The following is a 25,079-nucleotide window of genomic DNA, read 5'->3' as shown; positions in this document are numbered from 1 at the left end:
CCCACGCGCGACGGACAGGATCGGCAAGATGCGCATCCTGATCGCGGAGGATGATGCGGAAACGGTCCGGTTCGTCGCGCGCGGCCTCACCGAACGCGGCCATGTCGTCACGGTCGCCGCGGACGGCGAAGATGCCCTGCATCTCGGCACGGTCGAGATGTTCGACGTCATCGTGCTCGATCGCATGCTCCCCACCATCGACGGGCTCGAGATATTGCGGCGATGGCGCGCGGTCGGAGTGAATGCACCCGTGTTGATGCTCACCGCGCTCGGCGGGATCACTGACCGGGTCGACGGGCTGGAGGCGGGCGCGGACGATTATCTGGTCAAGCCGTTCGCCTTTGCCGAGCTGGCGGCTAGGCTGGCCGCCCTGCTGCGTCGGCCGCCGATCAACGAGGTGCCGACGCGGTTCGAGAATGGCGGCATCACGCTCGACCTGCTCAAACGCGAGGTGCGGCGCGACGGACGCGATATTCATCTGCAACCACGCGAATTCGCTCTGCTCGAACAGTTGATGCGGCATGCCGGCAAGGTGGTGACCCGCACCATGTTCCTCGAATCGGTCTGGGGCTTCCACTTCGACCCCCAGACCAACATCGTCGAGAGCCATCTGAGCCGCATGCGGTCGAAGCTGAAGGAAGGCTTCGCGACGGATCCGATCGAGACCCTGCGCGGCATCGGATACCGGATGCGCGTGGATGGCTAGAGTCGCGGCGAGCGCCGCGTACCGCATCGCGTTCACCTATTCGCTGGCGCTGGCGCTGGCGATCGTTGTGCTGGGCATGGCCGTCTATGTCGCGGCGGACGCCGATTTCCGGCGCCAGCAGGACGTGGCTATCGCTGATGAGAGCGCCGGACTGATGCGGGCCTTTCGTGAGGAAGGGACGGAAGAGTTGACCAATGAGATCCGCGCGCGCGAAGCCGTCGCGTCGACTCACGCCTTTGGCTATGCGCTGTTCGATCGCGACGGCAACCGCATCGCCGGCCTGCTCGATACGCCGCGGCCGCCACCCGGCTGGCACGATATCAGCTTTCTCGACCCGAGAGAGGGGCCGGACCCGGCCCGCGCCTTGTCCAGCGACCTGCCCGGCGGGCTCCGGCTGGTGGTGGCGGCCGACACGGAGGCGCTGGAGCAGATCGACCAGACGATATTGGGCCTGTTCTCCGGGGCGTTCGTGTTGGTCGTCCTGGTCGGCATGGTCGGGGCGCTGATCCTGGGCAGCTATCTGCGCCGGCGGCTCGGCCGGATCAGCGGCACCGCGCAGGCGATCATGTCGGGCGACCTGACCCGGCGTATGCCGGTCGGCGCGCGCGGCGACGAGTTCGACGAGCTCGCCCTGGCGCTCAACGCGATGCTCAACCGGATCGAACAGCTGCTCGACAATCTCCGCCAGGTCTCGAGCGACGTCGCGCACGATCTGCGCACGCCGCTCGCCCGGTTGCGCAACCAGCTCGCCGGTTCGCTCGACGATGCCGAGGACCCCGCCGCCACGCGCGCCGCGCTGGAACAGGCGATCGAGCAGAGCGATCATCTGCTGTCGCTGTTCGCGGCGATCCTGCGCATCTCCGAGGTCGAGGCCGGCGCGCTCGCCCGGACCTTCGCGCCGCTCGACCTCAGCGACCTGCTGCATGATCTGTGCGACAGCTATGCTCCCGCGATCAGCGATGGCGGCCGCAGCCTGGGGTGCGAGATCGACCCGGACATCGGCGTGAACGGCGACCGGGAGCTGATCGCCCAGGCAGTGATCAACCTGCTCGACAATGCGCAGCGCCATACGCCGGCGGGCACCCACATCGTCGTCGCGGCCAATGCCGACCAGGAATGGGCGCGACTGTCCGTCGCGGACAATGGGCCCGGCGTGGCGGCCGAGGACCGGCCGCGGATCATTCGCCGCTTCGCCCGGCTGGATGCGAGCCGGACGACGCCAGGACATGGGCTTGGCCTTAACCTGGTCGCGGCGGTCGCCGCCGCGCATGGCGGCGAAGTAACGATCGGCGACAACAAGCCCGGCCTGCGCGTGACCGTCACCTTGCCGCGTCGGCCCTTTACCGCACCAGCAAGGTGAAGGGCGGCACATAGGCCATCAGCATTACCACCACGCCGACCAGAGACGCCAGCACGATGCTGTGCAGGAAAACATAGCGCAGAATCCGCCCCTCCTGCCCGAACCACTGAGTCGCGGTGGAGGCGACGACGATGCTCTGCGCATCGATCATCTTGCCCATCACACCACCCGCGCTGTTCGCCGCCGCCATCAAGGTCGGCGAGAGATGGAGCTGTTCCGACGTCACCTTCTGCAAACCGCCGAACAGGACGTTGGAGGCAGTGTCCGATCCGGTCACCGCGACGCCCAGCCAGCCGAGCATCGTGCCGAAGAAGGGATACATCACGCCCGTCGCGGCGAAGGCGAGGCCCATGGTCGCATCAAGCCCCGAGAAGCGCGTGACGTTGCCCAGCGCGAGCATCGCGGCGATGGTCAGCAGCGAGGGAATGACCATCACGAAGGTACGGCCATAGCTTCTGGCGATACCAGCGGGGTTGAGCCCGAGCAGGAAGCCGCTGATCACGCCCGCGATCAGGATCGCCGAGCCCGTCGCCGACAAGGGATTGAAGTTGAAGATCGCCGGCTCCGCCGCGGCTGTCGCCACCACCGGCGGCACGCGCATGATGACCATGTCGAGCCCCGGCACATGGATGGCGAGCTTGAAGATGCCGTCGAGCGCTGCCTTCACTGCGGGCACGCCCCACAGGAAAACGATCACCGTCAGGATCAGCCAGGGCATCCACGCCTTGCGCATCGCCGCCGCGCTGACCGGACCTGCCTGGGTGACCACCGCGTCCTCATGCTCGGTGACATGCGCCGCGTCAGTGGTCGGCACCCGCTCGTCGCCCCTGGCAAGCGGCGCTTCGTTCACGTGCATGATGTCGCGCGGCTTCCACACGCGCAGAAAGCCGACCAGCACGACGAGCGTAACCAGAGCCGAGCCAATCGCCGCGAGCCATGGCCCGTGCAGATTGGAAATGAGCAGCTGGGTGAAGCCGAACACCACACCGACCAGTAGCACCGCGGGCCAGATCGCCAGTGTCCGCCGCCAGCCGCAATAGGCCACCAGCAGCCAGAAAGGCACCATCAGGCAGAAGGGCAGCATCTGCCGCCCGACCATCGCCGACAGATCCTCGAGCGGCAGCCCGGTGACGGTCGCGAGCGTGACGAGCGGGGTGCCGAGCGCGCCGAACGCGACGGGCGCGGTATTGGCGATCAGCGACAGGCCCGACGCCTGGAGCCGGGTGAAGCCGAGCCCGATCAGCATCGCGCCGGTCACCGCGACCGGGGTACCGAACCCGGCCGCGCCCTCGAAAAACGCGCCGAGGCAAAAGGCGATCAGCAGCAACTGGAGCCGGCTGTCCTCGGTCACCGTCGCGATCGAATCGCGCAATATCTGGAACTGCCCCTGCTCGTTGGTCAGCTGGTAGAGGAAGATGATGTTGAGCACGATCCAGCCGATCGGCAACAGGCCATAGGCCGCGCCATAACTCGCCGCGCGCGCGGCGAGGCCGGCGGGCATGCCGAAGGCGGCGACCGCGATCAGCAGGGCGGCGGCGAGACCGAGCAGCGCCGCGATATGGGCGCGAACATGGAACAGACCGATACAGCCGAGCAGGACGACCAGAGGCGCCGCAGCGAGCACGACCGACAGCCAGTTCCCCAATGGATGATAGTCTTGTGACCAGGTCATCGATGCACCCCTCGCTGAATCTTGTCGTGTTGTCAGTCGACCCCTGCCGGCGCGATCAGGATCGCGCGCAGATCATTGACGTTGGTGCGGGTCGGCCCGGTGACGACCAGGTCGCCGAGCGCCTCGAAAAAGGGATAGGCCAGGTTCGCGTCGAGCATCGCCTGCGCATCGAAGCCGAGCGCGCGGGCGCGGGCGAGCGTGTCGGGCGTGACGATCGCGCCGGCATTATCCTCGGTGCCGTCGATGCCATCGGTATCGCAGGCGATCGCGTGGAGGCCCGGCGCACCATCGAGCGCAATGGCGAGGCCGAGCAGATATTCCAGGTTGCGCCCGCCCCGACCGTCCGGGTTGGCGACGCGCACCGTGGTCTCGCCGCCCGAGAGGATGACCTGCGCCCGGCCATCCGCCGCGCGCCGGAGAGCGAGCGCGGCGTGCTCCGCACCGAGCCGCCGGGCTTCGCCTTCCAGACCATCGCCGAGATCGGTGACGGCATAGCCCTGGGCTTCGGCAAGGCGGGTTGCCGCCGCCAGCGCGTCGCGGGCGCGGGCCACGACCAGCAACTCGCCGGTGACCATGGCGGGCGCCGGGGTCTCGTTGGCGGAATCGTCGAGCGCGGCGACGACGGTCGCGGGCAGCGCGATGCGGTGGCGGGCGAGAATCTCGCGAGCCGTTTCCAGCGTGGTGTGATCGGCCACGGTCGGGCCGCTGGCGACGAAGCTCGGGTCGTCGCCGGGCACGTCGGAGATGACCAGCGAGGTGACTCGCGCCGGCGCGGCGGCGACGGCGAGGCGGCCGCCCTTCACCATCGAGAGATGCTTCCGCACGCTGTTGATCTCGGCGATGGTTGCACGCGAGCGGAGCAGCGCCCGGGTCACGGCCTGCTTGTCGGCAAGCGCCACGCCAGGCACCGGCAGGGTGAGCAGGGCCGATCCGCCGCCCGAGATCAGCGCAAGCAGCCGGTCCTCGGCCCCGAGCCGCCGTACCAATTCAAGCGCGCGGGTCGCCGCGGCGAGGCTGTCGGCATCGGGCACGGGGTGCCCGGCCTCGATCAGCTCGAAATCGGAAGGGAGATGGTGCGGCGGGCCGGAATGGCCGTGGCGGGTGATGATCAGCCCGGACAGCGGCCCCTGAACCATATCCGCCGCGACCGAGGCCATCGCCGCTGCGCCCTTGCCCACCGCGACGATCAGCGTGCGGCCGGCGACGGGCTCTCCAACGACATCGGCCGGGATGCAGCGCTCGGCAGTAACGGCATCGACCGCCGTGTCGAACAGGGCCCGGAGCAACTGGCGCGGCGGCATCGCATCGGACACAGCCGTCACCGGTGGCGCGTCCGCGCAGAATCCGGACATGACCTTGATGGCCGCAACCTTACCCTCCCCTGTCCTGCCGTCTCCGCCTCGCCTTTCGGGGACGGACCGGTCGGCACCTTCGGTGAAAGGGCCGGCGACTGCAATGTCAGTGTTCGCGAGGAGCGCTATTCCCGCGACGCCTTCAGCCGCCGGACGCAGCATGGATGGCGCCGCCCGAACGGCCCGATCACATCACACGCCTTGCTGCGCGGCGGCGCGGGCCGCGCGGTAATCGAGCACCTCGCGCACCGGCAGCTTCCGGTGAGTGCCGACCATGCGATAAGGCAGCTCGCCCCGGGTGAGCAGCTTGACGAGGTGCGGGCGCGACATGTTGAGCAGATCGGCCGCCTGCTGCGTGGTCAGCTCGGCCTCGAACGGCACCACCGCCACGGCATTGCCCTTGCCGGTTTCCGCCACCATGCGCAGCAGCGCGCGGAACACCGTTGCCGGCAGCATGATCGCGTCCCGACCGACACCGGCAGGCAGGCTGACCACGTCGTCGCCGCGATCCAGCTTGGACAGCTGGTCTGCCGCGGCGCGCGCCGCATCGATCTCGGCGCCGCTGGGCGGACGGACATCAGCCATGTTCAGCGCCCATTCGGCCATCGCGCTTCTGCCCGAGGTCATCAGCAGGCGTCTTTGGAAAAGTGAGTCTCACGTCTCATCGCTGCTCCTTGACTCGCGGACGAGCCTGGGGGGTCCACCGTCACACGGTTGGTGATTTTTCGGCTGCTGTGATGGGTTGCGGCTAACCCGCCCCGTCGCCGGCCTGGTGTTGCCTGTCGCGTTCTTCCATGCGCTGGCCGATCAGGTGCCAGAGATCGATCTCCGGCCGCGCCCGCCTCGCCGCGGCGGCATAGGCCGGGGTGACGCCGAGTTTGGCGAGCTGGACGAGTTTCCTCGACGGGATGCCGTCGAACCCGACCGCGCGCATGCCGGTGACCAGCGCGGGGGTCACGCCATAGAGGTGGTAGCCGACGAAATCATAAAGGTTGGGCGGTGCCGCGCCCACGGCACGGAAGGCTTCGACATCGCTGGCGCGGGCGCCGTGCGACCAGAGGATCTGGAGCTGCTTCGCATTGGGTAGGCCAAGCCCGAGCGCCGTGATCGAGCGCAGATAGTCGGGCGTGATGCCAAGCTTCTCCAGCATCGGCAGCGCGCGCAGATCCCCGCCATAACCCGCTCGGAGCATCGCCGCCTCATAGGATTCGGCGGCCGATGCGGGCGGAGCCGGATCAACGGCGCCCCCTTTCTCCACAGCGGCCGCCGGCAGCGGCTCGGGCGTCTTTGCCGTCGCGGGCGCTTCCGTCGCAATGGTGGTGGCAGTGAAGGTCGCCCCGCCGGCGATCCGGATCATCGGGGCGTGCTTCGCCCGGACGGGCTGAACGACGGCCGCGCGCGCGCGCGGCAGGACCGTGACGGCGCACAGGCCAAGCGCGGCGATGCCGGCCAGCATCAACGGCGCCGCACGACGCGGCGCGGGTAGAGCCTCGCCCAGGATATGCGCGACCCGCAAGCGCAGAGCCGAGGCCGGCCGGTGCCCGTCAAGCGCCAGCGCAAGGGTGGGCGCTGGAATGCGCGCCGCTTCGAGCGTGCACAGCGCGGTGGCGAAGGCCAGCGGATCGCCGCACGCCACGAGCGCGAGATCGTCGCAGCAATGCTCCCGCTCTTCACGCAGACGCCGGCCGATCCACCACACGGCGGGATGGAAGAAGAACAAGGTTTCGACCAGGGTCTGCAGCAGGTTCCAGAAATAATCGGCGCGGCGGATATGCGCGAGTTCGTGCGCCAGCACCGCTTCGAGCTGATCGGGCGTCAGCGCGGCCAGCGCCGAAACCGGCACCACCACGACCGAGCGGAACAGGCCCATGACGAAGGGCCCCGACGCCTGCCAGGACAGCCGCAACACCACCGGGCGCAGCGTCATGCGCAGGCGCAGCCGTTCGACCATCGCCGCCAGGGGCGCCGGGACTTCGATATCGGCCGCGCGTACGAGACGGCGCAGCAGGATCCAGCCGCCGATCGCCCGGACCGACAGCAGCGACACGCCGGCAAGCCACGCCAGGTCGAGCCAGAACAGCAACGCGTCGTGTGCTGGCGACCAGGCAGACCGGAACGCCGTACCGTCCTTCATCGCCGCGAGCGCCAGGGGCACATCTTCGTCGGCAATCGGGATGGCCAGGGATTGTGCCGCGACCCGCGCCAGCGCCTCCTGGTGGATCAGGGTGGCGATCGCTACGACGACCATCGCCAGCAGCGCCGCCAGCGCCAGTCCATACCGCGCCCGGCTGCTCAGGCCGACAAGCGTCCGGTCGACGACGCCATAGACAAAGGCGATGGCCGCCGCCTGCCAGGAGAAATGGATCAGGGTCCAGGCCAGGGCGTCGGCGTGCAAGGTCACGGTTTCGGCCTCTTCGCGTCGATCAGCTTTCGGATCTCGCCGAGCTCGTCGGCATCGACCGTCTCCATCGACAGCGCATGCATGGCGAGCTGCGCGGCCGACCCGGCGAACAGCCGCGTGGTGAGGTCACGCAGCAGCTGGCTCTGAGTGTCGCTCTGGCTGGCGGCAGCGCGGTAGAGATGCGCCTTGCCCTGCTCGGTCCGCTCGACCAGCCCCTTCTCGGTCATGATCTGCAGCGTCTTGAGCACTGAGGTATAGCCGCGCGGACGATCCTGGCCGAGGCCGTCGAACAGCTCGCGCACTGTCGCCTCGCCCTTTGCCCACAGCGCCGCGAGCAGCTCCAGCTCGGCCTCGGTCGGCTTGGGAAGATCGATCCGCGTCATAGCCGAGTCTCTATACGAAGAACTTCGTAGGTGTCAACGAAGACTTTCGTAGGTGGGTTTGGCGACGCCTGTACTGCATTGAGCAGAATGGCCTCAGACGCCCGCGCCGTAATTCTGCCCCGCCTGCAGGCTCTCGATATCCTGGCGTGGCGGGGCGCCGAACAGGCGGCGATATTCCCGGCTGAACTGGGACGGGCTGTCATAGCCGACCGCGAAGCCGGCCGCGCCCGCGCTGGCACCGGCCGCGAGCATCAGCCGCCGCGCTTCCTGCAGGCGCAGCTGTTTTTGGTATTCGAGCGGCGTCATGCGCGTCACCGCTTTGAAGTGGGCGTGCAACGACGAGGCGCTCATCCCGGCCGCGGCGGCTACCTCGTCGATCCGCAGCTGCTCGTGAAAGCCGCGGCGGATGCGCGCGATGGCGCGGCTGACCTGGTTCAGATGGCTGTCCGCGGTCGCCATGTGGCGCAGCATCGCCCCATGCGGCCCGTTCAGCAGGCGATAGGCGATCTCCCGCTCGATCAGCGGCGCGAGCGCGGCCACCGTGTCGGGCCGGTCGAGCAGCCGCACCAGCCGGCACGCGGCGTCGATCAGGTCGGGATCGCCCGGATAGACCGCGAGCGCGGGCAGCGCGCTCCTGGCAGGCGTGCCGCCATCGGCGATCACCAGGTCGGCGAGCATGGCGGGATCGAGATCGATCTTGCAGCACAGATAGGGCGCATCCGCGCTCGCCTCGAGCACATGGCCGACCAGCGGCAGGTCGACCGAGACCAGCAGATAGCGTGACGCATCATAGACCACGCTGTGATCGCCGAGCGACACGCGCTTAGACCCCTGGGCGATCAGGCAAAGCGATGCCTCATACACCGCCGGCACCGGCACCGACGGAGCATCCGCACGGATCAGCGACAGCCTGGGGACTGCCGTGGCGGAAATCCCGGATTGTGGCGCGTGACGTGCGATGAGGTCGGTCAGGTCGGCGATACGGTGCATGGCGCGGTGAGACACGATCCCGCGCGAGCGCGCAAGGCGCGCCCGTCACTTTTGGAGGATCGTGCAAAGCCTGCGGGCGATCGCTCTACCGCCTGACATGCGTCGGGCACCATTTGTCCGTCACCACCTCGAAGCAAGAAGGACATGACCATGACGAGCCTCGACAAGACCATCCTCATCACCGGCGCATCGAGCGGCATCGGCGAAGCGACCGTACGCGAACTGGCCGCCACGGGTGCGCAGCTGTTCATCGGCGCGCGCCGTGGCGAGCGGCTCCAGGCGCTGGCCGCCGAACTCGGCGCCAATGTCGCCTGGCGCGAACTCGACGTGACCGACGCAGCCGATTTCGCTGCGTTCGCCGATGCCGCCGAGCAGAAATTCGGGCGGATCGACGTGCTGATCAACAATGCCGGCGTCATGCCGCTGTCGCCGCTTGCCGCACTGAAGACCGACGAATGGACCCGGATGATCGACGTCAACATCCACGGCGTGCTGAACGGCATCGCCGCGGTGCTGCCGCGCTTCGTCGCGCAGCGCAGCGGACATGTCGTCAACGTCGCCTCGGTCGGCGCGCACTTCGTCCTGCCGACGGCGGCGGTCTATTGCGCCACCAAATATGCGGTGTGGGCGATCACCGAAGGGCTGCGGCAGGAGCATGACGACATCCGCGCCACCGTCATTTCCCCCGGCGTGACCGCAACCGAACTGGGCGACGACATCAGCGATCCGCAGATTGCGGCGGCACTCAAGGACTGGCGCCAGAAATCGCTGACCCCGGACGCGATCGCCCGCGCGATCCGCTACGCGCTGGAACAGCCCGAGGGTGTCGACATCAACGAAGTGATCGTGCGGCCGACCTCCGCCAATATGTAAGGCGCGCCAGCTGCCTGCCGGCTTTCGGACGAGCTGCCACGCTCCTCCGAAAGTCCGGCAGCTCCTTGCATCCAGGAGCTATTTAGCCGCGCCTGCCGCGGTTTCGATAAAGGCGGCGACCTGCTGAGGATGCGACAGCATTACCGCATGGCTGCTCTGTATCTCGGCGATCGTCGCCTTAGCCCGGGTCGCCATCAGGCGTTGCGTGCTCGGCGCCACCATATGGTCCTTGAGCGTCAGCATGTAGAAGGAAGGCTTGGTCTTCCACGCGGCGTTGACGATCTTCGGCTGCACCGCGCCAAGCCCCCAGGGCACCTGCGCGGCTGCCATGAAGCGTGACACCGACGGGTCGATATCCGCGGCGAACGCGTTCGGGAATTTCTCCGGATCTACCATGAGGAAGCCCTCGCTCGGCGGCAGCAGCGGGGCGGAATCCTCGCCGGGCGTCGGCCTGGTCGCAAGATCGAACACCGATTCACCGACATCGGGCGCGAAGGCCGCGAAATAGACCAGCTTCTGGACCTTGGGGTCAGTGCCGGCTTCAGTGATGACGGCCCCGCCATAGGAATGGCCGACCAGCACCACGGGATGCCTTGCCCTGGCGATGACCTGGCGCGTTGCATCGACATCTCCCTGAAGGGTGATGGTGGGATTCTGGACCATCAGGACTTCGTAGCCGTCGCGCGACAGGATGTCGTAGACCTGCTTCCAGCCGGATGCGTCGGCGAAGGCGCCGTGCACCAGGACGATCGAAACCGGCTTCTCAGGGGCGGCGGCGGGCGTGGCGGACGGTGCGGCGATGGCCATCATGGCGAACAGGCTCCAGATCATGCGTTTCATCGAAGGTCTCCAGTTGGTCGGTGCGCGGCGGCGCAGGCGGATCGAGCGATCAGCCGATCGCCACGGGATCGAGCGTCAGCGGCGTTCGGTCGGCGAGGTCGCCGACGCTGCCGGCATAGTGACGGAAGTGCGGCGATTCACGGTGTGCGACCGCGGCAGCCATGTCGGTGTAGAGCTCGTCGAGGACGAAGCGGTCGCTGTCGGCCTGATCCTGCCAGATATCCCATCGCAGGTTGCCTGGCTCAGCCCGACTTGGCGCGATCATGGTGTCGAGCAGCGCCCGCAACGCCGCCGCCTTGCCGGGGCGCGCGACGAGAATCGCCATGAGTTTCACTGGACCAGGCATTGCGCTCTCCCCGGATCAAAAATGACGCCACGATCGCGCGCGCCGTCGCTCATGCTTCGACGCTCGCGCGCGCCAGTGCCGCGATGAGCGCCTTGGCGATCGGATGGTCCGAACGCGGATTCTGGCCGGTGATCACTTCGCGGTCCTCGATCACCTTGGGAGCGAAATCCGGGCCGGTCTCCACATGGGCGCCGGCGATCGTCAGCGCCTCGGGCATGTGGAAATAGAGCTTGCCGTGGAGGACATTGTCCTCGATCGGCTTCTCCTCGCTCGCCGAATAGACCGTCATGTTGTAGCCGGCATATTGCCAGTCCGCGGCAAGCTCGGCCGCCTTGGTCTTGTCGCCGGCGATGAGGGCTGCACGGAATTCCCTGGCGCGCGGCATGGCGGAGACGGACGCCATCGGGCCGTGACAGAGAAAGGCCGTGGGTTTGCCCTGCGTGTGAAAGTGGCGCAGGATCTCGCCCAGATCGCCATCCTGCATCAGATCGACCACCGGGGCCTGGCCGCCGGGCGTGAAGAAGGCGAGATAGGGATCCAGCCCGCCATCGATGATCGCACGCAGCGTCGAGACATTGTTCATCGCCGGATGCGTGTCGAAGAACTCCCGGCCGCGCCTGTGCGCCGCCTCGTCATTGTCGAAATGCATCGTCTGGTCGGAGACCGGATCGATAAACGGCTTGGTGCCGTTCGGCGTGGCAAAGACGATGTCATAGCCAGCCTCAACCAGCGCCATCACCGGCACGACCAGTTCGTTCAAATATTGGCCGGTCGGTCCGGTACCGCCGCCCTGAATCTCGATACGAGTAGCATTGGAGCCAACAACGAGCACTTTCCCCATGGACATGATCGGTTCTCCCTTCGGTCGACATTGATGCGTGCCGGTCGACGGTGACTTGTGACAAGAGCGCGCATCCCCGTGCCGGCGGGGCCGGAATAGCCTGGCGCGCAGACCAGCGCAGGTTAAACAACGTTAAATTTCGACAGTTTTAGGCTGCTTCGCAACGATGGGAGCAGGCGAGCGAGGCACAGCAAGCAAGGAGCTGTTCCTCGCGTCATGGCCGGACCAACTTCGTCCGGGAAACCAGTCTCAAGGTAACGATCACGTATCCGCGACGCGAGCGCCCTGTCCGAGACCAAATTCTACGACGACCTGGTCGCGATCGACGTGCCGGTGCTGGTGCTGCACGGCGAGGACGATCAGATCTGTCCGTTCACCACCACCGGCGCGAGATCGGTCAAGCTGCTGAAGAACGGCGCGCTGATCTCCTATCCCGGTCTTCCGCACGGGATGCCGACCACGCATGCCGACATCATCAACCGCGATCTGCTCGCGTTCATCCGGAGCTGAGTACAGCTTCGGCGCAACGAAGAGGATGTTCATGGGGCCGGGAGCGGATCAGCCGCTTCCGGCCCCGATGCGATCGGTCCGCCGACATCGCATTATCACCAGATAGAACTATTTCCGATCTATCTGTCACTTGTCAGGAGTTTGCCGCAACCCGAACAGTTTCCATGCCATTTGGCGCGCGGTGCGAGCAACACCGGGCAAGAGTCCGCCTGAGTGTCGCGAATGCGTTGGACAGAATGCTTTCGCCCGGATCATAAAGAATTCTTATCGAGCACGGATATTCGGCTGGGAGTTGATCGGATGATTTCACGTCGCGCCATGATTGCTGCGCCCATCGCCCTCCCCCTGATGTCGGGATTCGCCTGGGCCGCCGGCCAGGAGATGGTTCCCCCGGTTTCGGGCAAGACGCCGGACGAAGCACTGACTTTGCTGCAGGACGGCAATCGTGACTATGCCGCCGGGAAGGCGCCCGATCGGGACAAGAGCGAGAAGCGCCGGCTTTCGCTGGTGGAATCGCAAAGCCCGTTCGCGGCCCTGGTCTGCTGTTCGGATTCGCGCGTACCGCCCGAGCTCCTGTTCGGGCGCGGCCTGGGGGAATTGTTCGTCGTTCGCAACGCCGGCAACGTCGTCGATACGGTGGCGATGGGCTCGATCGAATATGGCGTCGCCGTGCTGAAGGTTCCGCTGATCCTGGTACTCGGGCACGAGCGCTGCGGCGCAGTGGATGCCGCGGTGTCGGTGGTCCTGAAAGGAAAGGACTATCCCGGATCGATCGGCCGGATGATCGAACCGATCGTGCCGGCCGTGCTCCAGGCGCAGCGGGCGGGCGCAACCGATCTGCTCGAAGCATCCACGAGGCGCAACGTGTCGCGCATCGTCAGCCAGCTTCGCCATGCCTCCGAGCCGATGCTGATGACGCCGATCGCCGAAAAGCGCCTGCGCATCGTCGGCGGCACCTACAGCCTCGCCCGGGGCGAGGTGGATTTCTTCGATCTCGGCTAGCCGAAGTCGGCCCGCCGGGTAGCGTCCACCATTGTCCGTCGCCACTTGCTGACGCAAGTTCCCGCAGTGAGTGCCGTCCGCTGACTCGCGGGCGCCGAGCACGGCGACGTGACGAGGGAGAAGATCATGGTGGTGAACCGAGCGTTGCTGACCCTATTCCTGATGCCGGCCGCCGCACTGGCACAGGATTCAGCCGAGCGGGCGCGCGCCATCGCGGGTGACCCGCCTGCCACCACGCAGCGCCTCACCCTCGCTGACCTCCCGAAACCGGTGGGCAAGCGAATCGCGTTGTTCGACGGCCGCAGCCTCGCCGGATGGCAGCCATGGCTCGGCTATGCCGACCCGGCGGTGACCTACAAAGCCAATCCCGGCAGCGCGCCGATCGGCGCCAGCCGCGACACCAGCGGCGATTTCGCCGTCCGGCAGGTCGACGGCGCGCCGGCGATCCGGGTGAAGGGCGAGACGTGGGGCAGCCTCGTCCACCATGCCGACCTCCGCGACTATCATCTCCGGCTCCAGTATAAATGGGGCGTACGGACATGGCCGCCGCGCGAGCGCCTGCCGCAGAACAACGGCCTGCTCTACCACACCCACGGAACGCCCGGAGAGGTGTTCGGGACATGGCGGCCGTCGGTCGAATTCGAGATCATGAAGGGGTCGACCGGCATGGTCGTCACCGTCGGCACCAGGGTGCGGGCATGGACAAACGTGGCGTTCGATCCCTCGCTGATCGCGCCGCACCTCCGTTTCCGCTTGGGCGGTCGGGAGATCGACATGATCAACGGCACCCCGACCTGGAACGTCGAGGGCGCAAGCGATGCGGAACGGCCGGTCGGCGCCTGGAACACGCTCGATCTCTATGTGCTTGGCGACCGGGCGATTCACGTCGTCAACGGCGTGCCGGTGGCCGAGGTGCGCGGTCTGGCGAGCCTGGCGCCCGACGGGACGCGGGTGCCGCTGACTCATGGCCATATCCAGCTCCAGTCCGAGGGCGCCGAGACCTGGTTCCGGGCGATCACCATCGAGCCGATCCGCACCCTGCCGCGGATCAGCGTCGTAGGAGGCTAGAGCATATTCGAGCTGGATTGATCCACCACCTCCGTTCGGCCCCGGACTTGATCCGGGGTTGTCGAAGCCCTGCTCTTCTCTTCCCCGGAAGAAAGAACAGCCCTTCGACAAGCTCAGGGCGAACGGGGAGAGGTGATTCCAGCTGACTAAGCTTCGCTCTGGCGCTCGACGCGGCCCTTTGCAGCCGCCCGAAGCGGCGGTGAAGACCGCCAGCTGGGCGGCAAACGCCTGCTTGAACGCGGGCCGCGCTTCGGCGCGGGCGACATAGGCCGCGAGGTTCTGATATTCGTCCAGCAACCCCGATGCGCTCAACCGGCGCAGCACCTCCACCATCATCAGGTCGCCCGCGCTGAACGCCCCGTCGAGCCAGTCGGCATCACCAAGCCGGCGCGAAAGGTCGCCCAGCCGGTCTCGGATGCGATCCTGCACCAATGACAGGCGTTCCTCCGCCCAGGGCTTGTCGCCTTCCATGAACTTGACGGTGACGAGATCGAGGATCGGCGGCTCCACCGTGCTGAGCGCGGCAAACATCCAGGTGATCGCGCGTGCCCGGGCATCGGGCTCGTCCGGCAACAGGCCGGGATAGCGATCCGCGAGATGGAAGATGATCGCCCCGGATTCGAACAGGACGAGACCATTGTCCTCATAGGTCGGGATCTGCCCGAACGGATGAAGCGCCCGGTGCGCGGGCTCCTTCATCTCGGCGAACGAGACGAGGCGGACGTCATAGGGCTGGCCGACTTCCTCGAGCGCCCAGCGGACGCGCATGTCGCGCGCGAGGCCCCTGCCGCGATCGGGGGATGTTTCAAACGCGGTGATGGTAATGGTCATCTTCACGCTCCGATCGATGGCAAGGTGCGTCGGGAACGAGCCCGCGTCGGCACCTCACTGGAAATCACTCGCCTCGTACAGCGGCCGGATTTCGATCTCGCTTGGCCCCGGCATGGGGTTGGGGCAGCGCTTCACCCAGGCGACCGCCTCGTCCATGTCCTTGACTTCCCAGAGCCAGAAGCCGGCGACCAGTTCCCGGGTTTCGGCGAAGGGACCGTCGATGACCGTACGACCGGGGCCGTCGAAGGCCACACGCTTCGCCTCGGAAGTGGGCTTGAGGCCGTCAGCGGTGCGCAGGATGCCGGCGGCGCGCAGCTCGTCGTTGAACTTGCCCATCGCCTCCATCATCTCCGCCGTCTCGGGCGTGAGGACAAAGCCCTTTTCGCTGTCTTCGGTCGCCTTCACGAACACCATCACATGCACTGGCTGTCTCCCTTGTTCGAGCCGGGCTCAGCTGCCCGACATTGGAACGACGAACGGGGCTGTCGGGAATCGACAAGGTCCTGCGATATTTTTTCGTGCCGCCGGGCGCGTCGGCGTTGCGGGCCTAGCGATCCGCCTTTGGCTGCCACAGCTCGATCTTGGTGCCGTCCGGATCGAGGATCCAGGCGAACCGGCCGCTCGGATCGCTATCGTCGCGCTTGAGGATCTCGACCCCCTTTGCCGTCAGGCGCGCGATGAAGGCGTCCAGATCGTCGACCGCGAAATCGATCATGAACTCCCGGGTCGAGGGTTCCATATAGCTGGTGCCCTGTCGGAACGCGTTCCAGGCAAGAACCGGGGGATGACCGGGCGCATCGTAGCGAAGCACCGCGCCGCCGAACGATTCCACCTGAATGCCCAGCACGTCGCGGTACCAGGCGGCGAGCGCCTTCGGGTCCTTGCTCTTGACGAAGATCCCGCCGACCCCGGTGATCCGTCCGGCTTGTTGCGCCTGCGCCATATCGGGCGCGCCCGACATCATCAGTATCGCCATCACCCCGATTCCGCGCAGCATCGCTTTCTCCCTGCTTCGACTCGGCCCTTCTGTAGCATGAGATGGAAAAGAAGCGCCGCCCGCGCCCCGAAGCGCAGGCGGCGCAAATGCCTCAGAACTTCGCGCGGAGGCCCACGCTAATCACCCGGCCCAGCGGGCTGGCGCCGTAGGAGTCATAGCCCGGCGACCCGTTGTAGAAAGGCGGATCGCGATCGAACAGATTCTCGACATCGACATAGACTTCGCTGTCGCCGAGCAGACCGCCCGTGGAGAAGTTCCAGGCGAGATGCGTGTCGATCGTCGTGTTCGGGCGGACCCGGTCGCCGCCGGCGCCAGTGGGCGCGCCGCCGGCAATCACCACCGGGCTGATCGTGGAGCCCGACCAGTTGCGATATCCGCCGACATGATTGGCGAAGATGCTGGCCGAGATGCCCTGATACTCCCACATCAGATAGGCGCGGCCCTGAGTGCGGATCGACGGGAAGGTGGTGTTGAAGCCCGTCGTGCCGAGCACGCTGAAGGTACGGCCGCCGGAAAAATTCTGGTCGTATTTCAGGAACTGGGTGACGGAGCCCCCCGGCGTGAACGTGCCGATGCCGGTCGGGATGCGCCAGCTTGCGGCGATGTCGAGGCCCTGAATCGTCAGGTTCAACGTGTTCCGCTGACGGAAGTCGTAGATGTAATAGATGCGCGTCGGCAGCCCGGTGGTGATCGGAACATTGCCGATCGCCGCCGCGACGATCGGGTCGGTCGGCGACAGGCCCTGTGGATAGAAGACCAGCAAATTGTTGATCGAGGCCGAGTTGATGATCGCCGAGAGCGGAGGCGAGGTGATGCCGCCGCGCAGCTTGTTGTTGAACAGGGTGGTGGAGATGCGCAGCCCGTTCAGAAAGTCTTTCGGCGCGAAATCGAAGCCGATCGACCAGGTCGTGCCCTTTTGCGGGTTGAGGCCCGGATTGCCCGTCTGGATGCGGATGCCCGGGGTGGTGCCGCTGATCTGGCAGAATCCGTTCGAGCACGGAATGCCAGGGATCAGCGCGACGTCCGGGAAGGACGAGACTGGTACCTGCTGCGTATCGCTCAGCTGGACGACGGCCGATTCATTGTAGAGGCCGTTGGCATTGGGATCGCCGAGCGAGCGGAGCGACGGCGCCACGAACGACTTGGACCAGTTGCCGCGGATCTTGAGGCCGTCGAACACTTCCCAGTTCGCGGCGACCTTGGGGTTCGAGGTGCTGCCGAAATCGTTGTAATGATCGTACCGGCCGGACACGCTGATATCGAACTGGCGCACCAGCGGCACGCCAATATCCGCGCCGATGACCGGCACCAGCAATTCGCCATAAGCCGACTGCACCGACCGGCTGGTCGGGAAGAAGAAGCTCTGATTGGCTAGGCTCGACGGGCCGGTGCCGTTGGGGCGATCGACCGCTGTGTCGAGCGTGTAGCTGAGCAGTTCGCCGCCGACGGCGATCCGCACCTTGCCGGCGGGCAGTTCGAAAACCGATCCGTCGATGCCGATGCGGCCCTGCTTGATGACGTTCTTGCCGCGCTGCGCCGAGCGGCTGTCGATGAGGCGCGCGAGCACTGCCGCCGAGGTGCGGTTGCCGCTTGGGCCGTTCCACACATCGAGCGCATTGGCGCCGGTCAGGCTTTGCTGAACGACGTCGGTGCGACCGGGGTTGGACTGGTTGGCGACACCGTTAGCATTGGTCGTGCCGTTGAGCGCGAGCAGCGCGCAGGCCGTGCACAGCGTACCCTGAGTGAGCGCCAGCGTCTCGTCCTGGCCGATCATGCCGAGCGCGGTGATGCGGAAATTCTCGCCCAGGCGATATTCGGCATTGAGCGTGGCAAACCAGGTTTGCGCCGAATTCTCGCTGGTCGCGCCCGGACCGAGCAGCTGATCGGCATTCCAGCGGATCGTCTGCGTGGTGCCCGTCTGCCCCGGCGGGTTGATGTAGAAGGGATTGGCCTGGCCGATCGCATTGGTCGGATCGCCGCCGCTATTCGCGGCGTCGGTCTGGAACACACGGGCGGTGATGCCTCCGCGGGCGACGCGCGACAGGTTCTTGCGCTTCGAATAGTTGAAGTCGCCGGTGAAACTCAGATTGTCGCCGACGTCCTGGGTAATCTTCACATAACCGGTGTGGCGGGTTTCTTTGCCGAGGCGATCGGAGAAGATCGAAGTATCGCACGGGGCGTTGGCGCCCGAATTGGCGACTGTCGAAGTGGCGCTCGGCGAGAGGTAGACCGGCGCTGAGCCCGAGGTTCCCATCTGGATGGTAGCTGGCGAGCAGTTGAAGCTCTGGAAGTTGCTGCCGCCCTCGTCGAGATGATTGGGCTGGAGAAAGGGCCGCGCGGCATAATCATTGACCAGAGGTCCAGCTTGCGAAAAGCCATAGGCGACCATCACCGAACCGGTATCCCACCGGTTCCCGTAGAGCAGGCCGGCGCTGTAGGTGCGGTAACCGCCATCGCCAAAGCCGACCTGGCCATTGGCCTGGAAGCCCTTGTAGTTCTTGCGCGTGATGAAGTTGACCACGCCGGCGACCGCGTCCGAGCCATAGGTCGAGGACGCGCCCTCGGCGAGGACCTCGACGCGCTCGATCGCGATGGTCGGCAGCATCGAGGGATCGGCGAGCGCATGGTTGGTGCCGCCGAGCGGCAGGCGGTGGCCGTCGATCAGGGTCAGGGTCGAGTTGGACGCCGACGAACCGAGGCTGTGGATGGTCGGGGCATAATAGCTATTGCCCGCCGTCTGCCCGACACCCGCGCCGCCAAGGCCGGTGATCGAGGGGACGGTCTTCAATATCTGCTGCACGTTGACCGAGCCGGTCTGCTCGATCGCTTCGCGGCCGACCGAAACGAGGTTGGCACCCACCGGCGCGACGCCGCGGATGCTGGTGCCGGTGACGACGATGTCCTCGCTGCTCAGTTCGGCATCGTCCTGTGGTAATTGTTCGGTGACCTGAACCGGCGCGGCGGGTGCCGGTGTGGATTGTGCCCAGGCGGGCGCCAGTATGGATTGTGGTAGGGCGATCATGGACGCCATGATCAGCAATAGGGCTGATATCCTGTGGATCAGCCATCGCATCGGTTGGATCATTTCAGTCTCCCCTGATGGTGCATCGCGCGCATCGCGGATCGGCAAAGCTCCACCGCGCGCACGCCTCCCGGACCCCCACGCCTCTGCGGGCGCTGAAGCTTCTTGTTTTGTCACGGAAATATGGGCGGCGGCCTGCCTGCCCCGCGCGTCTCCTCTCCCCTTTTCGTCGTTCGGTTTCGAAGGACCGAATCGGACGTTCACGGAATAAATAGAATGGCAAATATGATATAGGATAGTGGAAACTTGCATACACGGTCGAAAAACCGCAACAAATTTCGACTACTTCCAGCTGGTGCGCAGTAATGTTACCGCACACATCTCCAGCCACTCTGGCGCGCGGGGCACCAAAGGAGCGGGATTTCCGTCATTGTCGCGATCAGATGCGTTTACCGCTCTGCCCTCGCCAGGGCAGCAATGGTTGCGATAACTTCGGTGAGGTTCAGCCGTCCCATTGGATCAGCATGATGACGCGGCTGGACCTGCGGCGTTTGCAGCCTTCAGGCGATGGATTCTGGTCTGCGCATGCCGTTCGGCCGAAAAACCGTGCCACTCGGCGGCATGGGGCGACGGTGGCGACACGAGGCCGGACGCTCGGCGCATTCATCCGGACCGGGCCTGTTACCGCGATAGGCGTGGCGGATGGACGCCCGCTACCTCGAAAAGCCGCCTGCAGCCACAGGCGATACCCGGTGGGAAGCCGCCCGGCGGCCGATAAACAAGGCGTCACGACCCATGAAGGAATCCGCGCGGCCACGAACGGAACTTCCGCCAGGGCTCTATTGAAGGTTCGCCCGTGCGCATTGAGAGCCTCGGCCGCGCCGGTAACCGGGCCGACGATCGACAAGATCAGCATCCGTCGCCCCTGGAGAGGCGACGGATACGGAATCTGGTCAGAAGCGGACGCGCACCCCGGTAGTGAAGTAGCGGCCGGTCACATCGTAGATCGACCGGAAGGTGGAAACCGCGAGCCCGGGGTTGGAGCCGATCGGGGTGATCGGATAACCGCGATCGAACAGGTTGTTCACCGTCGTGAAGATCTGGAAATCCCCGTGCGGCGTCTTGATATCGTAGCTGAGATTCAGGTCGGTGTAGAACACGGAGCCGATGGCATTGTTCTTGTACACGAACAGGTTCGACCGCTTGTAGCCGCCGATGTAGCGGCCCTGTGCGCCGATGGTGAAGCCGCCCTGGGCGTAGGACAGATCCAGATTGCCGCGCCATTTGGGCATCGGGAAGGGCTGGTTGCCGGAATCGGCGAAGTCGGCGGTGCCGGCATATTCGACCGCGGCGGCGGTGGCCGATCCCTGCACCGTGTAGCTGATCAGGCGGGTCGCGAGCAGGCGGCTCGACAAGGTCCCGCCGAACAGCGACGTGCGATACGAGGCTTCCATGTCGAGCCCCTCGGTGCGAGCGCTCGCCACATTGCTCTGGAAGATGTTCACCCGGCTCGGGAAGTTGGCCGTGGTCGTGTTGGTCGGCCCCAACGGGCGAATGATCTGGCTGCAGACCGGGCTGGTATAATTGCTGTTCGCGCAGAGATCGAGCACCTGGATGCTGGAATATTGGCTTGCGATCGCGTCGCGAATCTTGATCCGGTAATAATCGACCGAGAAGGCGAAGCCGCGCAGGAAGCCGGGCTGGAACACCAGGCCGCCGGTCAGCGTCGAGCCCACTTCGGGCCGCAGGTTGGGATTGCCCTGGCTGACCTCGGTATATTGCGCGAGCTGGTTGGTGAGCTTGTCCGAATAGGATTGCACGCGCTGCGTCGGGCCGGCGAAAAGCTCATACAGCGTCGGTGCACGGATATCGCGGGAGACGGTGACGCGGGCCTTGAGGCCGAAGCCCGGCTCATAGGTGCCGCCGGCCTTCCATGTCTGGACTGAGCCGGACGTCGAATAATCGGTGTAGCGGAAGGCGCCGTTCAGCTCGAGCGATTTGCCGATCACCGAGTCCTTGGCCAGCGGCACGACGATCTCGCCAAAACCTTCTTTGATCGAATAGGCACCCGTCGCCGCGGTGACGTTGGTGAACGAGAAGGCGAAAGTATTGGTCGGCACACCGCGAATGCCGGTGAAGGAGGGCGGGGTCGCGGGGTTGCTGTTGGTAACCTGGTCGAGCGTCTGGTGGCGATATTCGCCGCCGATCACCACCGACACCGGGCCTGCCCAGGTCGAGAAGGGCTCGCCCGAAATGCTGCCTTCGACATCGTGCATGGTATTGATCGCGCGCCATGTCGTGCGGCGCATGACATAGCCGATCGCCTCGGGCGACGCATTGCCGACGCCGAACACGTTCAGTGGCACGCAGCCATCCTGTACGCCTGGATTGGTGATGGTGACGCGGCACACGATCTGCCCCGCGGGGTTACGGACCGCATCGACCGCGGCATAAAAACGCTCCATGTCGAGATCGAGCGCCGAGGAATCGAGCCGGGTCCGGCCATAGGTGTAGTTGACGCCCCATTTGAAGCTGCCGAGACCGCCCTCGATACCGGCGTTCAGCACCGTCGCGCGTGTTTCCTGCTTCGCGGTGTAAAAGGGGAAGTCGGAGAAGAAGCGGGTCAGGCCGAAGCTCGGCGTCGCGCCGAGCGCAGCACGATCTGCCGGATCGAGATAGGCATTTTCCGCGAAGATGCGCATGCCCGTCGTCGAGGAGCTGCGCGTCACCGGCAGCTGGTGATCCGAATTCACGGCATGGTTATAGGTGCCCTGCAGATGGATCGACGTGCCGCTGCGGAGATCGAACGACACGCGCCCCAGATATTGCTCGGTCGTCGCCGCGGCGCTGAGCGAACTCTTCGATGCAGGGAACACCGACCCTTCGCCGCCATAGCTCAGGCCCGAGCGCCCCGTCGGCGTGCCCGCGTTGAACGCGCCGACGCGGCCGTTCGACAGGAACTGCTGGCCGCGCAACGGACCGTCCAGGATATAGCCGCCATCCGTGACGTTGTTGAAGCGCACGCCGGAGACATTGGAGAAGGGGTCGGCCACCGTGCCGGCGCCGATCACGGCGTAATTCTCGTTCACGCCGGCGCGCGACGAGCGCTGCGTGATACCGTCCGACTGATAGCGTTCGGCACTGCCGATGATGTGGAGGCGGTCGTCAAGGAAGCTGTGGCCGAACGCGGCGCCGAGGCGCGTGGAGCCATTGTCGCCGCGCGACGAGATGCCGCCCTGCGCCTGCAGCTTCAGGCCAGTGAATTTCTTGTCCAGGATGAAATTGACCACGCCCGAGACGGCATCCGACCCATAAGCGGCGGAGGCGCCGCCGGTCACGACATCGATCCGCTCGATCAGCAACTGCGGGATCATGTTCGCATCGGTGCCGCCGGCGTTGCCGGTCGGCGGCAGGCGCTGGCCGTCCTGAAGCACGAGCACGCGTTGGGCACCGAGCGAGCGCAGATTGAGATAATTGCCCGTGCGCACGCGGCCGGCATTGGAGTTGCGGTCCTGCGCATTGCTGATCGAGCCGGTGAATACGGGGAGCTGGTTGAGCCCGTCGGACAGGCTGGCCGGCGCCTTTGCGGTAAGCGAATCCGCCTGAAGCATGGTGACGGGCGTCGGCGCCGAGTAACCGGCACGCGCCACACGGCTGCCGGTGACGACGATATCCTGACTTGCGTCCTCGGACGTTTCGGTTGCCGCCGCAGCTTGCGCGGCATCCTCCTGGGCGGCTTGCGCCGGCGGTTCCTTGACGACCTGCGCGCTGGCCGGCTGTGCGCCAATCGCCAGCACCGGAACAATCGCACTGCCCGTCAACAACGTGGCGATAAGGCCCTTCCGCATCGGCATCCTTCCTGATCGTCCGGTTTCATCGACCGGCTCATTTGTTGCACGCCACCTTTCCGCGGCGCGGGGCCACGGCCTCCAGGCTGGACCTGTCGGGGTGTTGAGCGACGGCGTGGTCGGCTGCCATGACCCCAACGGAATCGGGCAAGCGTCTTTGCTCGTCTCTACTTGTAAATTGAACTAACAGGTGGCAAACGTCAATAGCCGATTATTGGTCGCGCCTTCCGTCGGTCACGCGCTGGCGTACGCGATCGAGATGATAGCGCATCGCCAGTTCCGCCCCCTGCCCGTCGCGCCGGGCGATCGCATCGTAGATCGCGCGATGTTCGTCCATCACCCGCTGCGCCCGTTCGGGGCTGCGCTCCTTCGTCAGGCCGAGCGCGATCACCATGCCGCGGCGAATCGCGTCATCGAGCGACTGCAACACCTGTTCGAACAACATATTGCCGCTGGCCGCCGCGACCGCCTGATGAAAGGCGAAATCGGCCGACGCGGTGACGCCGCCGATGCGCATCTGGTCTTCAAAGGCCTCCATCGCCCGGCCGAGCCGGCGCAGCTCCGCCGCGGTGTGGCGCGTCGCGGCCCATGCCGCCGCCTGGCCCTCCAGCGCCAGGCGCAGCTCGAGGCACCGCAGCATGTGCGCGACATCGCTCGGCTGGGAAAATCGCGTCAGCCCTTCCGGCGGGGCATTCTGCACGACCGTGCCAAGGCCCTTGCGCGTGATCACCAGGCCGTCCGCCTGGAGCCGGACCAGCGCCTGGCGCACGACCGGCCGGGATACGTTGAACAGACCGCAGAGCTGGTTTTCGGAAGGAAGCTTGTCGCCCGGCCGCAATGTTCCCGAGACGATCTGCTCGAGGATCTGCCCGTAGAGCCGGTCGCCCAGGCGCTCCTTTTTTTCCGGTATCGCAATCAGGTTGGTCAAATCGGCCTTCTCCGGGAACATCCCTGCGCCAAAGGCTAGCATGATCGCGTACGGTTGACATCGCTCTTAACATGTAAATATAAATGACAAGGTAGCAGCACAAAACGCGACGGGGAGACGGGTGAATGGCGAGCAAGCCGGATGATCGGCTGAGGAGCGCCCTGCGCGGCGTCTCGGGCATTCTCACGACCCCGTTCGATGCCGACGACCGGCTCGCACCCGCCCGCCTCGCCCCGGTGATCGACCGCGCGATCGGCGCCGGCGTCGATGTGCTGGTCTCCAACGGCAATACCGGCGAATTCTATGCGCTGACCACCGCCGAGGCGGAGGCGATGGTGCATGCCGGTGCCGAGCTCGTCGCTGACCGCGTCCCGCTGATCGCCGGTATCGGCCGCAGCATCGGCGATGCGCTGGCGCTGACGCGCGCGTCGCGCGCGGCGGGCGCCGCCGGCCTGATGGTGCACCAGCCGCCCGATCCCTTCGCCGCGCCGCGCGGAATCGTCGACTATGTCGCGCGCATCGCCGAGACCGGACAGGGCCTGCCCGTCCTTCTATACCTGCGTGATGACGGTATCGGCATGGACGCCATCAGCGATCTTTGTGCCATTCCGAACGTCGTCGGCGTCAAATGGGCCAGCCCCACCCCGCTGCGCCTGGCCGAGGCGATCAGGGCGAACGATCCGTCGCTCGTATGGAGTGGCGGCCTGGCCGAGACCTGGGCGCCGATCTTCTACGCGGTCGGCGCACGCGGTTTCACCTCAGGCCTGATCAATGTGTGGCCGGAGCGTTCGGTCGCGATCAGCCGGCTGCTGGAAAAGGGCGACTATGCCGGGGCGCGATCCCTGGTCGAGAGCATCGCCCCCTTCGAAGCGCTGCGCTCCGAAGAGCGCAACGGCGCGAACGTTTCGGTGGTCAAGGCGGCGCTCCAGCTTCTCGGCAATGATTGCGGCCCGCCGCGTCCGCCCGCAGCCTGGCCGCTGTCCGATCATGCCCGGCAGGTCCTTACGGATTTGCTGCGGGACGTGGCCGCCGATAACGCTGCGGCGCTGGCCGAAAGCTGATGCCGGCAAACGATCGCCGCCTTAACGGCAGATGCCCGTGACGCAGGC

At 66.1% G+C, this 25,079-nt stretch carries 21 protein-coding genes and 1 pseudogene; 7 read left to right on the top strand and 15 right to left on the bottom strand.

Translation table 11 applies throughout. The features are described 5' to 3' along the window. Positions 1-28 precede the first annotated feature (28 nt). Positions 29-706 carry a response regulator transcription factor gene (locus ACZ1I2_RS05565; RefSeq protein ID WP_465170673.1) on the top strand — a complete coding sequence of 226 codons (678 nt, stop codon included), beginning with the start codon at positions 29-31 and terminating at the stop codon, positions 704-706. After that, complete coding sequence (locus ACZ1I2_RS05560) at positions 699-2,066, top strand: HAMP domain-containing sensor histidine kinase (protein ID WP_465170674.1); 1,368 nt, start codon at positions 699-701, stop codon at positions 2,064-2,066. The genes ACZ1I2_RS05565 and ACZ1I2_RS05560 overlap by 8 nt, the downstream gene beginning before the upstream one ends. On the opposite strand, the gene ACZ1I2_RS05555 is transcribed toward ACZ1I2_RS05560, so the two are convergent. The 6 genes from ACZ1I2_RS05555 to ACZ1I2_RS05530 all read right to left on the bottom strand — a co-directional run bounded on the left by ACZ1I2_RS05555 (position 2,047) and on the right by ACZ1I2_RS05530 (position 8,864). Beyond that, the gene (locus tag ACZ1I2_RS05555; protein ID WP_465174846.1) at positions 2,047-3,738 is read right to left on the bottom strand and encodes an L-lactate permease; all 1,692 of its coding nucleotides are present in this window, start codon (positions 3,736-3,738) and stop codon (positions 2,047-2,049) included. The genes ACZ1I2_RS05560 and ACZ1I2_RS05555 overlap by 20 nt on opposite strands. Before the next feature lie 32 nt (positions 3,739-3,770). Then, positions 3,771-5,090 carry a glycerate kinase type-2 family protein gene (locus tag ACZ1I2_RS05550; protein ID WP_465174847.1) on the bottom strand — a complete coding sequence of 440 codons (1,320 nt, stop codon included), beginning with the start codon at positions 5,088-5,090 and terminating at the stop codon, positions 3,771-3,773. A gap of 192 nt (positions 5,091-5,282) precedes the next feature. Beyond that, positions 5,283-5,717, bottom strand: coding sequence for an excisionase family DNA-binding protein (locus ACZ1I2_RS05545; protein ID WP_465174848.1), 435 nt, complete (start codon positions 5,715-5,717; stop codon positions 5,283-5,285). A gap of 121 nt (positions 5,718-5,838) precedes the next feature. After that, positions 5,839-7,491 (bottom strand): M56 family metallopeptidase, encoded by a 1,653-nt coding sequence (locus tag ACZ1I2_RS05540; protein ID WP_465181596.1) that lies wholly within the window; start codon positions 7,489-7,491, stop codon positions 5,839-5,841. Continuing rightward, complete coding sequence (locus ACZ1I2_RS05535; protein ID WP_465174851.1) at positions 7,488-7,874, bottom strand: BlaI/MecI/CopY family transcriptional regulator; 387 nt, start codon at positions 7,872-7,874, stop codon at positions 7,488-7,490. The genes ACZ1I2_RS05540 and ACZ1I2_RS05535 overlap by 4 nt, the downstream gene beginning before the upstream one ends. Positions 7,875-7,967: 93 nt before the next feature. Beyond that, entirely contained in the window at positions 7,968-8,864 is an 897-nt protein-coding gene (locus ACZ1I2_RS05530) for an AraC family transcriptional regulator N-terminal domain-containing protein (protein WP_465174852.1), read from the bottom strand. 150 nt (positions 8,865-9,014) lie between these two features. On the opposite strand from ACZ1I2_RS05530, the gene ACZ1I2_RS05525 reads away from it, so the two are divergent. Continuing rightward, on the top strand, positions 9,015-9,737 hold the full coding sequence (locus ACZ1I2_RS05525) for an SDR family oxidoreductase (RefSeq protein ID WP_465174853.1): 723 nt from the start codon (positions 9,015-9,017) through the stop codon (positions 9,735-9,737). 78 nt (positions 9,738-9,815) lie between these two features. Here the strand turns inward: ACZ1I2_RS05525 and ACZ1I2_RS05520 are convergent, their stop codons facing one another. From ACZ1I2_RS05520 to ACZ1I2_RS05510, 3 genes are read right to left on the bottom strand one after another with little or no spacing between them, the layout of a single operon-like run. Then, complete coding sequence (locus ACZ1I2_RS05520; RefSeq protein ID WP_465174854.1) at positions 9,816-10,577, bottom strand: alpha/beta hydrolase; 762 nt, start codon at positions 10,575-10,577, stop codon at positions 9,816-9,818. A gap of 49 nt (positions 10,578-10,626) precedes the next feature. Beyond that, positions 10,627-10,923, bottom strand: coding sequence for a putative quinol monooxygenase (locus ACZ1I2_RS05515; RefSeq protein ID WP_465174855.1), 297 nt, complete (start codon positions 10,921-10,923; stop codon positions 10,627-10,629). A gap of 49 nt (positions 10,924-10,972) precedes the next feature. Continuing rightward, the gene (locus ACZ1I2_RS05510) at positions 10,973-11,770 is read right to left on the bottom strand and encodes a DJ-1/PfpI family protein (RefSeq protein ID WP_465174856.1); all 798 of its coding nucleotides are present in this window, start codon (positions 11,768-11,770) and stop codon (positions 10,973-10,975) included. Positions 11,771-12,097: 327 nt separating this feature from the next. Here ACZ1I2_RS05510 and ACZ1I2_RS05505 point away from each other — a divergent pair, with 327 nt between their 5' ends. From ACZ1I2_RS05505 to ACZ1I2_RS05495, 3 genes are all read left to right on the top strand, one after another. After that, a complete protein-coding gene (locus ACZ1I2_RS05505; RefSeq protein WP_465181595.1) occupies positions 12,098-12,274 on the top strand; it encodes an alpha/beta fold hydrolase in 177 nt (58 codons plus the stop codon). Positions 12,275-12,622: 348 nt separating this feature from the next. After that, a complete protein-coding gene (locus tag ACZ1I2_RS05500) occupies positions 12,623-13,276 on the top strand; it encodes a carbonic anhydrase (RefSeq protein WP_465174858.1) in 654 nt (217 codons plus the stop codon). A 108-nt stretch (positions 13,277-13,384) separates the two neighbouring features. Beyond that, a complete protein-coding gene (locus ACZ1I2_RS05495; protein WP_465174859.1) occupies positions 13,385-14,344 on the top strand; it encodes a 3-keto-disaccharide hydrolase in 960 nt (319 codons plus the stop codon). A gap of 636 nt (positions 14,345-14,980) precedes the next feature. On the opposite strand, the pseudogene ACZ1I2_RS05490 reads toward ACZ1I2_RS05495, so the two are convergent. The 6 genes and pseudogenes from ACZ1I2_RS05490 to ACZ1I2_RS05465 all read right to left on the bottom strand — a co-directional run. Continuing rightward, positions 14,981-15,112, bottom strand: a pseudogene (locus ACZ1I2_RS05490) (glutathione S-transferase N-terminal domain-containing protein); the annotation flags it as partial. Positions 15,113-15,229: 117 nt separating this feature from the next. Next, complete coding sequence (locus ACZ1I2_RS05485; protein WP_465174860.1) at positions 15,230-15,598, bottom strand: YciI family protein; 369 nt, start codon at positions 15,596-15,598, stop codon at positions 15,230-15,232. A 124-nt stretch (positions 15,599-15,722) separates the two neighbouring features. Continuing rightward, entirely contained in the window at positions 15,723-16,172 is a 450-nt protein-coding gene (locus ACZ1I2_RS05480; RefSeq protein ID WP_465174861.1) for a VOC family protein, read from the bottom strand. 91 nt (positions 16,173-16,263) lie between these two features. Beyond that, positions 16,264-19,203 (bottom strand): TonB-dependent receptor domain-containing protein, encoded by a 2,940-nt coding sequence (locus ACZ1I2_RS05475; protein ID WP_465181594.1) that lies wholly within the window; start codon positions 19,201-19,203, stop codon positions 16,264-16,266. Between the two features lie 944 nt (positions 19,204-20,147). Further along, complete coding sequence (locus ACZ1I2_RS05470; RefSeq protein WP_465174863.1) at positions 20,148-23,042, bottom strand: TonB-dependent receptor domain-containing protein; 2,895 nt, start codon at positions 23,040-23,042, stop codon at positions 20,148-20,150. Positions 23,043-23,253: 211 nt separating this feature from the next. Further along, positions 23,254-23,970 carry a FadR/GntR family transcriptional regulator gene (locus ACZ1I2_RS05465; protein ID WP_465170692.1) on the bottom strand — a complete coding sequence of 239 codons (717 nt, stop codon included), beginning with the start codon at positions 23,968-23,970 and terminating at the stop codon, positions 23,254-23,256. 125 nt (positions 23,971-24,095) lie between these two features. Between ACZ1I2_RS05465 and ACZ1I2_RS05460 the strand changes: the two genes are divergently transcribed. Next, a complete protein-coding gene (locus ACZ1I2_RS05460; RefSeq protein ID WP_465174864.1) occupies positions 24,096-25,031 on the top strand; it encodes a dihydrodipicolinate synthase family protein in 936 nt (311 codons plus the stop codon). Positions 25,032-25,079 lie beyond the last annotated feature (48 nt).

Source organism: Sphingomonas sp. BL-S-29, from assembly GCF_055521495.1.
The sequence above is the reverse complement of the archived record's forward strand: the minus strand, read 5'-3'. Positions and strand labels throughout refer to the sequence as shown.